Raw genomic sequence first — 13,146 nt, 5'->3', positions numbered from 1 at the left:
GACGCCGGACGATGCGCCCAGGAGGAGGATCAGCCGGGCGCGCGGAACGCCCGTCTGACCGTGGTCTTCGCGCGTACCGCGCAGACTCCTTCCCGGCGGACGAAACCCCGTGGGGACCGCAACCGTCCGGCCCTGGGCGGGTTCCGGGAGTCGATGCCCTCGCTCCGTTCACGTCCCGCGCGCACCCTGCCCGCCCTGCTCGGCGCAGCCGCCGTCGGCTTGCTCGCCGTCCCCGCCGCCGACGCCCGCGTCGTCGCGGTCGCCGACGGCAGCGCCAAGGTCCGCACGTTCGACCTGCGCACGATGCGCGAGCAGGACGTGATCCGCGTCCCCGGCGGCACCCGCTCGCTGGCGTTCTCGTCCGACGGGGGCCGCCTGTACACCGCGTCCGGCCGGCGGGTCGTCGCGGTCGACCCCGGCGACGGGAAGGTCCTGGCGTCCGGCGACCCCGGCTCCGTCGTCCGCCACCTCGCGGCCGCCACGACCGGCACGCGCCTCGTGGCCGCCGGCGGCCGCACGGTCGTCGTGCTGGACGCCACCACCATGCGGCGGGTCGCCCGCTTCCGCCTGGACCGGGGCACGACCGTGGCCGGGCTGGCCGTCGACGCCACCGCCAGCCGGGCGATCGTCGACGCCGGCCGGCGCGGCGTCGTGGTCCTCGACCTGGCGAGCGGCGAGGTCGTCCGGCGCCTGAGGACGCCGCGTGCCCCGGGCGGCGTGACCGTCCGGCCCGACGGCACCACGGCCCTCGTCGCCGTCCCCGGGACGGCGCGGACCCGCGGCACGCTGACCGTCCTGCGGACGAGCGACGGCTCCACGCGCGGCACGATCCGCCTGCCGCTCGGCGTCGGCGGCGGCGTGGCGTCGCCCGACGCGTCGAGCCGCGTGGTCGTCGGCGCCGCGACGAAGGCCGGCAAGCGCCTGGCCGTCGTCGACGTCGCGCGTGGGCGGGCGACCCGCACGATCGCCGTCGGCCGCGGCCCCGGCCTGCCCGCCGTCGGCGACGCCGACACGCGCGTGTTCGTCGCGGACGCCGGCTCGCGCAGCCTCTCCCTCGTGCCGTACGCGAGCATGCGCCGCACCCGCGCCGTGCGGCTCAGCACGAAGGCGCCGGTGGCGATCGCCGTGCAGGGCGGCCTGGCGACGAAGACGGGCACGCCCGGCGACGACCGCCTGACCGGCACCCGCGGGCAGGACCGCCTGATCGGCCTGGCCGGCAAGGACCGCCTGATCGGCGGGCGCGACCGCGACGAGCTGTACGGCGACGAGGACGACGACGTGCTCGACGGCGGTCCCGGCCAGGACCTGCTCGCCGGCGGTCCGGGCCACGACCTGATCGTCGGCGGCGACGGCTCGGACCGCGTGGACGGCGGGGACGGTGACGACGAGGTCACGACCGGTCAGGGCAACGACATCGTCGAGCTCGGCGCCGGCAACGACACGGTCGACCCGGGCGACGGCGACGACAGCGTGCTCGGCGGCGACGGCGACGACCAGATCATCGAGCGCGGCCTGGGCAACGACCCGCTGCTCGACGGCGGGGCGGGCAACGACACGATCGTCGGCAACCGCGGCACCGACCGGCTGGTGGGCGGCGAGGGCAACGACCACCTGGACGGCGGCTCGTCGAACGACACGCTCGACGGCGGCCCGGGGATGGACTCCATCGTGACCGGCAGCGGCAACGACAAGGTCGACGCGGGTCCCGACGACGACGCGGTGCTGGGCGACGTGGGGAAGAACCGGATCGTCGGCGGCACCGGCAACGACGTCCTCGACGGCAACTCCGGCGCCGACACGATCTACGGCAACGACGGGAACGACACGATCATCGGCGGCCCCGGCGCCGACCGGATCGTCGCGGGCGCCGGTGACGACGTGATCCGCGCGGCCGACGACAGCGCCGACCGGATCTCGTGCGGCACCGGCCACGACACGGTCTACGTCGAGCAGGACCACCCGACGCGCGACCGCCTGAGCTCGTGCGAGACGGTGATCCGGATCGCCCCCGAGGCCGGCACCGACGTCGGCCGCACCTCGGCCTCGTTCTTCGGCACGAAGGGCGACGACCGGCTGATCGGCACCGAGGGCGTCGACACCCTCCTCGGCGCGGACGGCAACGACGTCCTCTTCGGCAACGGCGGCGACGACTACGTCGACGGCGAGAACGGCAACGACGAGGTGCACGGTGGCCCCGGCAACGACGACGTGCACGGCCGCAAGGACGACGACGTCCTCTACGGCAACGAGGACGACGACCGGGTGACCGGCGCCGCGGGCGACGACGTCGTCGACGGCGGCCCCGGCAACGACCTGGTGATCGGCGGCACCGGCCGCGACCGCCTGATCGGCGGCGACGGCGACGACCGGCTCGAGGCCGTCGACGGCACCGTCGACCGGCTGTCCTGCGGCCCGGGCAACGACGTCGCCCTGGTCGACCTGGACGACGTGCTGGTGGACGACAGCTGCGAGCGGGTGCTGCGGTAGGCGGGGTCGGGGTCGTGTTCCGGCTCGGGTCCGGCCGGCGGCCCTGAGGCGGAACGCGTCGGTGGGGCGGGTCGTGTTCCGGCTCAGGTCCGCTCACCGGCCCTCAGGCCGAACGCGTCGGTGGGGTGGGTCGTGTTCCGGCTCGGGTCCGGCCGGCGGCCCTGAGGCGGAACGCGTCGGTGGGGCGGGTCGTGTTCCGGCTCAGGTCCGCCCGGCGGCCCTCAGGCCGAACGCGTCGGTGGGGCGGGTCGTGTTCCGGCTCAGGTCCGCTCACCGGCCCTCAGGCCGAACGCGCCGGCCGGCGCGCCCCGCCGACCGCGGCGCCCCGCCGACCGCGGCGCCCCGCCGACCGCGGCCCGCGCCGGCCCCGCCCCCCCTACGCCGCCGGCCGCCAGGCGCGCGCGGCGTCGCGGCCGCCCGCCTCGACCACGGCGTAGAGCGCCTTGATTTCGTCGAAGATCTCGTTCGCCACGATGCGCGCGTCGTCCCGCCCGACGTTGCCCGGTCCGAGCCGCTCGTAGCGCAGGGGGGCGCCGAAGAGCACCGTGATGCGGGGGAACTGGCCGCGCTTGACGTTGCGGACGTGGGAGGAGCCGTGGATCGCGGTCGGCAGGATCGTCGCGCCGCTCTCGAGCGCGATCCGGCCGATGCCCGGCTTGGCCCGCTCGGCCAGCTTGCCGGTGCGCGAGCGGCCGCCCTCGCAGTACATGCCGAGCGCCCCGCCGCGGTCGAGGATGGCGTGGACGGTCTCGAACGCCGCGGCGTCGCCCGCGCCGCGCCGGACGGGGAAGGTGCCGCCGTTCGCGTAGACCTTGTCGATCGGCGACACGAACATCTGCGACTTCGCCATGAAGTGGATCTTGCGGCGGATCCCCATCCCCATGAAGAAGTGGTCCAGGTTGGAGAAGTGGTTCGGGGCGATCACGAGCGGCCCCGAGGCCGGCACCCGCTCCGTCCCGTACGCCCGCCCGCGGTAGAACGTCGCCGCCAAGAGCGTCGTCAGCCCGCGGACGACCTCGTACGCCGGCCCGGGCTCCTTCTCGCGCGTCCGGGCGTGGTAGCGGTCGAACGCCTCGGCCGGCCGCGGGTCGACGTAGACCTGCTCCTTGAGCTTGACGAGATCGTCGGCCATCGCGGGCGATCCTACGCCGCGCGCGGCGGCCCGGCGCGCCCGCCGCGGTCCGGGGGCCGCGGCGCGTCCGCGCTCGGTCCCGCGGCCCGGCGCGCCCTCCCGCAATCCCGGGGCCGCGGCGCGCCCGCCTCGGTCCGGGAGCCCCGGCGCGCCCGCCCGCAGTCGGCCGGTCCCGGGCCGCGCGTCCTCAGTCCGGCGCGACCTGACGCAGCGACCGCTCCACCGCCGCCTGCCAGCCGGCGTGGAGCTCGCGCGCCTCGTCCGCCCCCATCCGCGGCTCGTACCGCGCCGCCTCGCGCCACGTGCGGGTCACGTCGCGCTGGCTCCACGCCCCCACCCCCACGCCGGCCAGGAACGCGGCGCCCAGGGCGGTCGTCTCGTGGATCGCCGGCACGACGACCGGCACGCCGAGCACGTCGGCCTGGAACTGCATGAGCCAGCGGTTGGCGGTCGCGCCGCCGTCGGCCTTCAGCACGCGCAGCGGCTCGCCGGCCGCGGCCTCCATCGCGCGGACCGCGTCGAGCGTCTGGAAGGCGATCGCCTCGAGCGTCGCCCGGGCCAGGTGCGCCCGGGTGGCGCCCCGCGTCAGCCCGACGACGGTGCCGCGGGCGTACGGATCCCAGTGGGGGGCGCCCAGGCCGGCGAACGCCGGCACCAGGTACACCCCGTCGTTCGACGAGAGCGACGCCGCCAGCGCCTCGGTCTCGCCGGCGCTGTCGATGATCCCCAGCCCGTCGCGCAGCCACTGCACGGCGGCGCCGGTGGCGAAGACCGACGCCTCGAGCGCGAAGACGGTCCGCTGCCCGATCTGCCACGCCACGGTGGTGATCAGGCCGTCGTGCAGCACGCGGCCTCCGTCCTGCTCCGTCCCCGTGTTGAGCAGCACGAACGAGCCGGTGCCGAAGGTGTTCTTGCCCTCGCCGCGGTCCAGGCACGCCTCGCCGTACAGCGCCGCCTGCTGGTCGCCCGCGACGCCCGCGACGGGGCAGGACGCGTCGCCGAGCACGCCGGGCATCACGCGGCCGAAGCCGCCGATCGAGGGTCGGATCTCGGGCAGCGCGCGCCGCGGCACCCCGAAGAGGGCGCACAGCTCGTCGTCCCAGTCGCCCGTGGCCAGGTCGTAGAGCATCGTCCGCGACGCGTTCGACGGCTCCGTCACGTGCTCGCCCGTCAGCTTGAAGAGCAGCCACGAGTCGACGGTCCCGAAGACCGCGGTCCCCCGCCGGGCGCGCTCGCGCAGCTCGGGCGCGTCCTCGAGCAGCCAGGCGATCTTCGTCGCCGAGAAGTACGGGTCGAGGACCAGGCCGGTGCGCTCGCGGACGCGCGGCTCGTGGCCCGCGGCGCGCAGCCCGTCGCACATCGCCGCGGTGCGGCGGTCCTGCCAGACGATCGCCCGGTGCAGCGGCTCGCCCGTCGCCGGATCCCACACGCAGATCGTCTCGCGCTGGTTCGTGATGCCGATCGCCGACAGGTCGGCGGGATCGACGCCGGCGTCCTCGCACGCCTCGAGCGCCACCCGCCGCGTGACCGCCCAGATCTCGCCGGCGTCGTGCTCGACCCAGCCCGGGTGCGGGAAGTGCTGGCGGAACTCGCGGTACGCGCGGCCGATCGGCTCGCCGTCCGCGTCGACGACGAAGCAGGTGGTGCCCGTCGTGCCCTGGTCGATCGACAGGATCATGCGTCGTCCTCCGCCGCCGTCAGTCCGGTGCCGCCCTCGCCGGCCGCCTCCGACTCCGCCCGGGCCGACGGATCCGGCGCGTCGGCCGGCAGCACGTCGTCGACGAACCGCGCGATGTGGTGCAGTGCGTCGCGGGCCTCCGGCGTGCCTGTCCAGACCGCCGCCACGTGGATGGTGCCCTCGTACAGCTCGAGCTCGCTGCGCACGCCCACGCGCGCGAGGGTGCGGGCCACGCGCTCGCCGTCGTCCCGCAGCGTCTGGCCCTCGCCCACCTGCACGAGCGTCGGCGGCAGCCGGGCCTGCAGCTCGTCGGGCGCGAAGAGCGGCGACACGCGCCAGTCCGCCGGGTCGCCGCCGCCCACCGCCACGCGGGCGCAGCGGCGCAGCCCGATCTCGGGGATGAACGGGTCGGCCGCGGCGTTCGTGCGCACGGACTCGCCGCTGGCGGACAGGTCGCTCCACGGCGAGAGGAGCACCAGGCCCGCCGGCGCCGGCAGCCCGGCCTCGGCGGCGTGGAGCGCCAGCTCGTGGGCCAGCCCGCCGCCCGCGGAGTCGCCGGCGACCACGATGCGCGCGGGGTCGTGCCGCTCGAGCAGCGCGCGGTAGACGGCGAGGGCGTCCTCGACCGGCGCGGGCATCGTCCACTCCGGCGGCAGGCGGTAGTCGACGGAGAACGCCGCCAGGCCCGTGACGTGCGACAGGCGCGAGACGAGGTTGCGGTGCGTGCGCGGCGAGCCGTAGACGTAGCCGCCGCCGTGCAGGTAGAGCACGAGGCTGGCGTTCGGGTCCGTCCGCGGGTCGGGCCCCGCCTGCGCCCGCGGGCCGCGGACCCACTCGCCGGGGATCCCGCCGACCTGCGCGTGCTGCACCTCGGTGCCGCGCAGCACGGGCACGTGCTCCGTCGGGTCGGTCAGCCGCTGCAGCATCCGGATCCCGCGCGGCGTCATCCGCCAGCCGCTGGCGAGGGGCAGCAGGGTGCGCCGGACCCCGGCCGCGACGCGCAGCGTCTGCGTGCTGGCGGGACCGTAGCGGCGGACGACGGGCTCGCGGGCCGTGCCGGGGGCGTCCATGGCGCCAGCCTACCGCCGCGTCCCCGAGCCGCCACGACGGCACGGATCCGGCGCGCGGACGGCACGGAGTCGACACCGTCCTACCGGGAGTCGCGACGCGCCGCGGCGGTGGCTATCGTGCGCCGCCCATGACCGGCGAGCTGCTGCGCGACCACCCGGCCGAGGGCGTCGTGCGCCTGACGATCTCCAACCCCGACAAGCGCGGCGCGCTCGACCACCCGCTGCTCGACGCGCTCGCCGCGGCGGTCACCGAGCTGGCGGCGCCGGACTCCGGCGCGCGGGCGATCGTCCTGACCGGTGCCGGCGGCCGGTTCTCCTCCGGGTACGACCTGGGCGGCCTCTGCGGCCTGCCCCGCGAGGAGTTCCAGCGGCGCGCCGAGGCGCTCATCGCGCACCCGTTCACCGCCGCGATCCAGGCGCTCGAGGCGTGCGACGTGCCGACGATCGCCGCGCTGCCGGGGCCCACGATGGGCGGCGGCCTGGAGCTGGCGCTCGCGTGCGACCTGCGCGTCGCCGCGGACCACATCCAGCTCGGCATGCCGCCGGCGAAGCTCGGCCTGGTGTACCCCCACACCGGGCTGCGGCGGTTCCTCGACGTCATCGGCGTCGCCCGCACCCGCGAGCTGTTCCTGCTCGGCGCGCCGATCGACCCCCACACCGCCCTGGCGTGGGGCCTGGTCAACGGGACGGCCGACGCGGACGACCTGCAGGACGAGGTCCTCGCGCTCGCGTCCGAGATCGCCGGCAACGCCCCGGTGTCCGTCCGCGGCACGAAGGCGGTGCTGCGCGCGCTGCTGCGGGCGGAGGGCGAGCTGGACGCGGCCACGGAGCGCGAGCTGCTCGAGCTGCGGGCCGCCTCGTTCCGCACGGAGGACCTGCACGAGGGCGTCAGCGCGTTCGTGGAGAAGCGCGCCCCCGTGTGGCGCGGCCGCTGACCGTCCGGCGACCCGACCGCCCGACCCGGCACCATCGGTCCGTGCGCCTGATCTCGTGGAACGTCGCCTCGCTCCGCGCCCGCATGCCGCGGGTGCTCGAGCTGCTCGCCGAGCTCGAGCCGGACGTCCTCTGCCTGCAGGAGACGAAGTGCTCGCCCGAGAAGCTGCCGCGGGCCGAGCTGGCCGCCGCCGGGTACCGGACGGACGACCACTCGGGCGGCCAGTGGAACGGCGTGGCGGTGCTCACCCGGATCGACGCCGCGGACCCCGACGACGGCGACCCGGCGACGACCCCGAGCGGCGCGACGATCGCCGGCCTGCCGATGGAGCCCGACCCGACGCAGGCGCGGTGGGTCGAGACGACCGTCGGCGACCTGCGCGTCGTCTCCGTCTACGTGCCGAACGGCAAGGCGCTCGACCACCCCGACTACGAGGCGAAGCTGGAGTTCCTGCGCGCGATGGCCGACCGCGCCCGCGTGCTGGCCGACGCCGGCCCCGTCGCGATCCTCGGCGACATGAACGTCTGCCCGACCGACCAGGACGTGTGGAACCCGGCGCGGTTCGTCGGCCACACGCACGTCTCCGCGCCCGAGCGCGCCGCGCTGCGGAACGTCCTGGACGCCGGTGACCTCGTCGACGCGCACGTCGCGTACAACGACGCGCTCGACGTCGCCGGCGAGCCCGTCTTCACCTGGTGGGACTACCGCGCCGGGTCCTTCCACAAGAACTTCGGCCTGCGGATCGACCTGGCGCTGCTCGACCGCCGCACCGCCGAGCGCATCGACTCCGTGTGGATCGCCCGCGACTACCGCAAGGGCCTCAAGCCCTCGGACCACGTCCCGCTCGTCGTGGACCTGCGCCCCGACGCCGCGGCGTAGCGCGCCCCTCCCGCCGTCCCGGGACGCGCGACCGGGCGGCCCGACCGCGCGCCGGTCGGGCCCGGGCGCGGCAGGCCGGTCCGCGGTGCGCGCGACGCCTTCCCGTGGGTGGCGCGGCCCCCCGGCGCCCGGCGGGGCAGCCGGCGCCGTCCGCGACTCAGGCGGCCCAGGTCCACGACACGAACAGCACGGACCACAGCGCCTGCAGGACGAGCAGCGTCGGCGCCACCCAGCGCATCCGCCGCCCCTCGTGCGCCCACAGCCCGAGGGCGACCAGGAGCGGGAAGGCGGCGAGGATGAACCGCGGCATCGACATGAGCGGCTGCTGCATCGACGGCACCGAGAGCGGATAGCAGAGCGAGACCACGCCCCAGGCGACCCACGCGATCGGCATCCGCCGCCGCGCCCACCACAGCGCGGCGATCGTCACGCCGACCATGACGAGCAGCACGACGTCGCGGGCGAGCGCCAGCCCGGGCACCTGGCCGGGGGCGAGCGGCGCCATGTACCAGAGCCCGAGCAGGTCGCCGGCGCGGCCGACGATGACGTACGCCCCCGCCCCCAGGCCGCCGATCGGGGTGAGGAACGTCCGCTCCCAGTCCCCCTGGGCGCGGACGGCGCCAGCGGGGTCGCCCGTCGCGATGCCCAGGAACGCGGCGTAGGCGAGGAACCCGAGCGGCACGAGGCCGATCCACAGCACGTCGGGCCGCAGGCGGTGCCGCGGCCGCCACCACCGCGTCACGGCGCGCGCGCCGCCCGTGCGGCGCCCCCACAGGTACTCCACCGCGAGCGGAACGACCAGCAGGATGCCGATGCTGCGGCACGACGCCGCCACGGCCGCGAGCAGCCCGGCGAGCGCCCAGCGGTCCCGCCGCGCCGCCACGAGCGCCGCGAACGACAGCAGCAGGAACAGCGACTCGGTGTAGATCGCCGACAGGAAGATCGCCGGCGGCACGTACGCGGCCACGCGCACGACCGTCGTGGCGGTCGCGGCGTCGCGGGCGGCGGCCACCACGCGGTGCAGGCCGGTCAGGAACCCCAGCGCGCACGCCCACGAGACGAGGAGCCCCGCGGGCACGAGGGCACCGCCGAGCGGCGCCGAGACGACGTTCACGAGCAGCGGGTAGAGCGGGAAGAACGCCGACCGCGCCGGCTCCGTCACCGAGTAGCCCTGCCCCGCGATCTTCAGGTACCAGGTGGAGTCCCACCGGCAGCCGGGGGCGACGAGGACGTCGACGGGCCCGCTGCCGGTCGGCCGGCACGCCCACAGCGGATCGAGGCGGGCGCCGCGCGAGTCGGCCCAGCCCAGCAGCAGCAGGGCGAGCAGCCCGGCCGCCCAGACGACCAGCCGCGACAGGGCGAAGGCCCGGACGGCCTCGCGCAGCGCGCCCGTCCACGCGGGGCCGAGGGCCTCGGCGAACGCGCCCCGCGGGCCGCGCGCGCCCGTCTGCGCGAGGGAGTCGCTCACGCCCCGAAGGATCGCGGGCCGCCGGTCCGCGTGCGGCGCGCTTCGCCCGGCCCGCCCTTGACACGGGAAGGAAGTGAGTGCACACTCACTTCCGTGTCCCCCGTCCGCATGTCCGCCGAGGAGCGCCGCGCCGCCGTCATCGAGGCGGCCGCGCCGCTCGTGGCCCAGGCCGGCTTCGAGGCGACGCCGACGCTCGAGATCGCGAAGGCCGCCGGCATCTCGCACGCCTACCTCTTCCGGCTCTTCCCCTCGAAGGAGGACCTGGCCGTCGCGATCGTGCAGCGCTGCAACCGCCTGATCCACGAGCGCTTCGCCGACGCGGCGGCCGCGGCGCGCGCCCGCGGCGAGGACGTCGCCGCGGCGATGGGCGGCGCGTACGTCGGGCTGCTCGAGGAGCGCGAGGTCATCCTCGGGCAGCTCCACGCGCACGCGGCGTCGCCGACCCACCCGCAGATCCGCGAGGCGATGCGGGACTCGTTCCGCGATCTCGTCGCCCTCGTGACGCGCGAGACCGGCGCCCCGCCCGAAGCCGTCAACGCCTTCTTCGCCCAGGGCATGCTGCTCAACGTCACCGTCGCACTCGACCTGCAGGGCGTCGACGAGGACTGGGCCCGCGTGCTGACCGGGGCCATCGCGTCGGAGTGCGCGGACGACGCCGACGGCGGCCGCGGAGGCGACGCCGGCCCCTGACCCCGTCCTCCCCGTCCCCTCGCCCCGCCCGCCCGGTGCCTGCGCGCCACGCGGCGAGCCCGCCCCACCACCCCGTCATCCCGGAGCCCCACCATGTCCGATCGGCCCCCCGTGGCCCACCCGTTCCGCGTCGTCGCGATCGTCGCCGTCGCGGTCTTCATGACGTCGCTCGACAACCTCGTCGTCGGCATCGCCCTGCCGTCGATCCGCGCCGACCTCGGCGGCAGCCTCCAGTCGCTCGAGTGGACGGTCAACGCCTACACGCTCGCCTTCGCCGTCTTCCTGCTGACCGGGGCCGCGGTCGGCGACCGGTTCGGCCGGCGCCGGACGTTCCTGGTCGGCCTGGCGCTCTTCACGGGCGCGAGCGTCGTCTGCGCGCTGAGCCCGAGCGTCGGCCTGCTCGTGGCGGGCCGCGCGCTGCAGGGCATCGGCGCGGCGATCGTCACGCCCCTGACGCTGGCGATCATCGCCGACGCCGTCCCCGCGGACCGGCGCGGACCGGCGATCGGCCTGTGGGGCGCCGTGTCCGGGCTCGGCGTCGCGCTCGGCCCGGCCGTCGGCGGCGCGATCGTCGAGGCCGGGCACTGGTCGTGGATCTTCTGGCTCCACGTGCCCGTCGGCCTGGCGCTCGTCCCGCTCGTCCTGCGCAACGTGCGCGAGTCCTACGGCGAGCGCGGCCGCGAGACGCCCCTGGACCGCGTGGGCACCGTCCTCTCGTCGCTCGGGCTGCTCGGCCTGACCTACGGGATCATCCACAGCCAGCAGGCGGGCTGGGGCAGCGGCGAGGTGCTCGGCCCGATCGCCGCGGGCGTCGTCGTCCTGGCCCTCTTCGTGGCGTGGGAGCGCCGCAGCACCGGGCCGATGCTGCCGCTGCGGCTGTTCCGCTCCGCGCCGTTCTCGGCGACGAACCTGCTGCTCTTCGCGATGTTCTTCGGGATGTTCGGCTCGATCTTCCTGCTCAACCAGTTCTTCCAGGTCGTGCAGGGGATGGGGCCGCTCGAAGCGGGCCTGCGCACGCTGCCGTGGACGGGGATGCCGGTCGTCGCCGCCCCGATCGCCGGGATCCTGGCCGACCGGATCGGGGCGCGGCCGCTGCTCGTCGCCGGCATGGCGCTGCAGGCCGTCGGCCTGTTCTGGCTGTCGCGGATCACCGCCGTCGACGTGCCGTACGGCGAGCTCGTCCCGCCGTTCGTGCTCGCGGGCGTCGGGATGGGCCTCGTCATCGCCCCGGTGACCGGGGCCGTCCTGGCCGCCGCGCCGGCCGCGCTGGCCGGCAAGGCGTCGGGCGCGAGCAGCATGATCCGCGAGGTCGGCGGCGTGTTCGGCATCGCGGTGCTGGCCACCGTCTTCGCCGGGTCGGGGTCGTACGCGTCGCCCGCGGCCTACAACGCGGGCCTGACGGACGCGATCCCGGTCGGCGCCGCCGTCCTCGCCGTCGGGGCGCTCGTCGGGCTCCTGGCCCCCGGACGCGCCCGCCCCGGCGGCGCGTCGCCCGAGCCCCTGCCGCTCGCCCCGGCGCTGGACTAGGCTGGGCGGACGCGCGTCCGCGCCCCGCCCCCGATGCCCGCCGCCCGCCCCCTGCTCCCCGTCCTGGTCGCCGCCGCGGCGCTCGCGACGGCCGGGTGCGGCGGGGACGTGCCGTCCACGACGTCCGCGGCCGCCGCGCCTCCCGCGACCGCCGGCACCACGCCGACGGTCGCGCAGGACGACCCGGTGGCGCGGCTCGGCCGCTACGCGGCGGGCGGGCGCCCCGCGACGGGCGCGCGGGCCGGCGCGGTGGTCGCGGCGGCCCGCACGTACGCGATCGCGCTGCGCGACCACGACGACGAGGCGGCCTGCGCCGTCGCCGTGGGCGTCGACGCGCTCCTGCGGGCCGGCGGCGGCCCCGCGGGCGACTGCGCCGGGCTGCTGCGGCACCTGGCGAACGCCTCGCAGGGCCCGACCACGGCCGACGTCGCCGCGCTGCGGCGGGCGCGCGTGGTGATCGCGGGCGACCAGGCCACCCTGACGGTCGACGCGCACGCGCCGCTGCCCCTGCGGCGCGTCGACGGCCGCTGGCGGATCGACTACGGCGCCTTCGCGCCCCCCACCCCGGAAGGACGGCGACCGTGACCGACGCTCCCACCCCGCCCGTCGCGCCCCGCATGGCCGCGGCCGTGATCGCCCTGCGCGACGGCGCGGACGGCCTGGAGGTGCTCGTCGGCCAGCGCACGCGGCGTGCGCGGTTCATGGGCGGCTTCTGGGTCTTCCCCGGCGGCCGCGTCGAGCCGGGCGACGGCCCGGGCGAGACGGGGTGGCGCGCGGCCGCGGCCCGCGAGGCCCGCGAGGAGGTCGGCGTCCGCGTCGACGCCGACGCGCTCGTCCCGTTCGACCGCTGGGTGACGCCGGAGGCGCTGCCGATGCGCTTCGACACCGCGTTCTTCCTCGCCGGGCTGCCCCACGACGCGCCGGTGGAGATCGACGGCGAGGAGATCGTCGACAGCCGCTGGGCGACGCCCCGCGCGCTGCTGGCGGACGCCGAGGCCGGCACCGCGGTGCTCGCCTTCCCCACGCTGCGGCAGCTCGAGGCCCTGACCGCCTGGTCCACGGTGGCCGCGGCGCTGGGCGACTGCGCCGACCGCCGGCCGGAGCCGGTCACGCCGGTGCTCGACGCCTCGGGCGACGAGCCGGTCCTGGCGATCCCGGGCCCGGACGGCCAGCTGCGCCGGTTCCGCTCGGGCGAGATCGCGCCGGGCGAGGCGGCACCGGACGCCGCACGGCCCGGCACGACGGACGCCTGACGCCCGGGGCGGGCGCCGCGTCGCCCGG

At 76.9% G+C, this 13,146-nt stretch carries 11 protein-coding genes; 7 read left to right on the top strand and 4 right to left on the bottom strand.

The annotated features are described in order from the left end of the window. The first annotated feature begins 153 nt into the window (after positions 1–153). Positions 154–2,487 carry a hypothetical protein gene (locus tag J3P29_RS05765; protein WP_210492074.1) on the top strand — a complete coding sequence of 778 codons (2,334 nt, stop codon included), beginning with the start codon at positions 154–156 and terminating at the stop codon, positions 2,485–2,487. Positions 2,488–2,863: 376 nt separating this feature from the next. Here J3P29_RS05765 and J3P29_RS05760 read toward each other — a convergent pair whose 3' ends face one another. The 3 genes from J3P29_RS05760 to J3P29_RS05750 all read right to left on the bottom strand — a co-directional run bounded on the left by J3P29_RS05760 (position 2,864) and on the right by J3P29_RS05750 (position 6,367). Then, positions 2,864–3,619, bottom strand: a complete 756-nt coding sequence (locus J3P29_RS05760) for a lysophospholipid acyltransferase family protein (protein WP_210492073.1) — start codon at positions 3,617–3,619, stop codon at positions 2,864–2,866. A 187-nt stretch (positions 3,620–3,806) separates the two neighbouring features. After that, positions 3,807–5,297, bottom strand: coding sequence for a glycerol kinase GlpK (gene glpK / locus J3P29_RS05755; RefSeq protein ID WP_210492072.1), 1,491 nt, complete (start codon positions 5,295–5,297; stop codon positions 3,807–3,809). Then, positions 5,294–6,367, bottom strand: coding sequence for an alpha/beta hydrolase (locus tag J3P29_RS05750; RefSeq protein ID WP_210492071.1), 1,074 nt, complete (start codon positions 6,365–6,367; stop codon positions 5,294–5,296). Before J3P29_RS05750 ends, glpK begins: the two co-directional genes overlap by 4 nt. Before the next feature lie 128 nt (positions 6,368–6,495). Here J3P29_RS05750 and J3P29_RS05745 point away from each other — a divergent pair, with 128 nt between their 5' ends. Further along, the gene (locus J3P29_RS05745; protein ID WP_210492070.1) at positions 6,496–7,302 is read left to right on the top strand and encodes an enoyl-CoA hydratase/isomerase family protein; all 807 of its coding nucleotides are present in this window, start codon (positions 6,496–6,498) and stop codon (positions 7,300–7,302) included. 41 nt (positions 7,303–7,343) lie between these two features. Beyond that, on the top strand, positions 7,344–8,180 hold the full coding sequence (locus J3P29_RS05740) for an exodeoxyribonuclease III (protein ID WP_210492069.1): 837 nt from the start codon (positions 7,344–7,346) through the stop codon (positions 8,178–8,180). A 157-nt stretch (positions 8,181–8,337) separates the two neighbouring features. Here J3P29_RS05740 and J3P29_RS05735 read toward each other — a convergent pair whose 3' ends face one another. Continuing rightward, positions 8,338–9,648 (bottom strand): mannosyltransferase family protein, encoded by a 1,311-nt coding sequence (locus tag J3P29_RS05735; protein WP_210492068.1) that lies wholly within the window; start codon positions 9,646–9,648, stop codon positions 8,338–8,340. A 93-nt stretch (positions 9,649–9,741) separates the two neighbouring features. Here J3P29_RS05735 and J3P29_RS05730 point away from each other — a divergent pair, with 93 nt between their 5' ends. From J3P29_RS05730 to J3P29_RS05715, 4 genes are all read left to right on the top strand, one after another. Next, positions 9,742–10,338 carry a TetR/AcrR family transcriptional regulator gene (locus J3P29_RS05730; protein WP_210492067.1) on the top strand — a complete coding sequence of 199 codons (597 nt, stop codon included), beginning with the start codon at positions 9,742–9,744 and terminating at the stop codon, positions 10,336–10,338. Positions 10,339–10,449: 111 nt separating this feature from the next. Beyond that, positions 10,450–11,865 (top strand): MFS transporter, encoded by a 1,416-nt coding sequence (locus J3P29_RS05725; protein ID WP_349239770.1) that lies wholly within the window; start codon positions 10,450–10,452, stop codon positions 11,863–11,865. Positions 11,866–11,898: 33 nt separating this feature from the next. Further along, positions 11,899–12,450, top strand: a complete 552-nt coding sequence (locus J3P29_RS05720; RefSeq protein WP_210492065.1) for a hypothetical protein — start codon at positions 11,899–11,901, stop codon at positions 12,448–12,450. After that, entirely contained in the window at positions 12,447–13,118 is a 672-nt protein-coding gene (locus J3P29_RS05715; RefSeq protein ID WP_210492064.1) for an NUDIX hydrolase, read from the top strand. Before J3P29_RS05720 ends, J3P29_RS05715 begins: the two co-directional genes overlap by 4 nt. The last annotated feature ends 28 nt before the right edge of the window (positions 13,119–13,146 follow it).

Origin of the sequence: Patulibacter sp. SYSU D01012 (genome assembly GCF_017916475.1) — a bacterium.
Classification (GTDB): domain Bacteria; phylum Actinomycetota; class Thermoleophilia; order Solirubrobacterales; family Solirubrobacteraceae; genus Patulibacter.
The sequence above is the reverse complement of the archived record's forward strand: the minus strand, read 5'-3'. Positions and strand labels throughout refer to the sequence as shown.

What these genes read in the sequence shown, in the direction of transcription:
- J3P29_RS05765 (WP_210492074.1), top strand. Translation starts at nt 154, where the DNA reads ATGCCCTCGCTCCGTTCACGTCCCGCGCGCACCCTGCCCGCCCTGCTC.
- J3P29_RS05760 (WP_210492073.1), bottom strand. Translation starts at nt 3,619, where the DNA reads ATGGCCGACGATCTCGTCAAGCTCAAGGAGCAGGTCTACGTCGACCCG.
- glpK (WP_210492072.1), bottom strand. Translation starts at nt 5,297, where the DNA reads ATGATCCTGTCGATCGACCAGGGCACGACGGGCACCACCTGCTTCGTC.
- J3P29_RS05750 (WP_210492071.1), bottom strand. Translation starts at nt 6,367, where the DNA reads ATGGACGCCCCCGGCACGGCCCGCGAGCCCGTCGTCCGCCGCTACGGT.
- J3P29_RS05745 (WP_210492070.1), top strand. Translation starts at nt 6,496, where the DNA reads ATGACCGGCGAGCTGCTGCGCGACCACCCGGCCGAGGGCGTCGTGCGC.
- J3P29_RS05720 (WP_210492065.1), top strand. Translation starts at nt 11,899, where the DNA reads ATGCCCGCCGCCCGCCCCCTGCTCCCCGTCCTGGTCGCCGCCGCGGCG.